This window comes from Burkholderia sp. SIMBA_051 (genome assembly GCF_046534915.1).
Lineage (GTDB): Bacteria > Pseudomonadota > Gammaproteobacteria > Burkholderiales > Burkholderiaceae > Burkholderia > Burkholderia ambifaria.
In genome coordinates, this window is record NZ_JAWRXS010000080.1 from 1 (window position 1) to 381 (window position 381).

General features: G+C 55.9%; 1 protein-coding gene. It reads left to right on the forward strand.

The window, feature by feature from the left end; genetic code table 11:
• Nucleotides 1–142: 142 nt before the first annotated feature.
• Nucleotides 143–381: UDP-3-O-acyl-N-acetylglucosamine deacetylase (locus SB771_RS33630; RefSeq protein WP_410721872.1), on the forward strand; the 239-nt coding region annotated here is incomplete at its 3' end.

Sequence of the window (381 nt, forward strand, 5' to 3'; positions counted from 1 at the left end):
TCCCTGGCAGCCGCCCAGCGGGTAATGGAGCGAAACAGATTGATACGTTCCATGCGACGACGCTCCTTAGGGTAATGGAGTATAATTCGTGCTATGGAACAAAAAGTCCCGATTGGGATTTTCAATCGAATAGAAGATCACCATGTTGAAGCAGCGCACTATCAAATCGATCGTCAAGACAGTCGGCATCGGCCTGCATTCCGGCCGTAAAGTCGACTTGACGCTCCGTCCGGCGGCGCCGGATACCGGCATCGTGTTTTCGCGCGTGGATTTGCCCACGCCGGTGGATATTCCCGCATCGGCAATGTCGATTGGCGATACGCGCCTCGCTTCGGTGCTGCAGAAAGACGGCGCGCGCGTGTCGACGGTCGAGCATTTGAT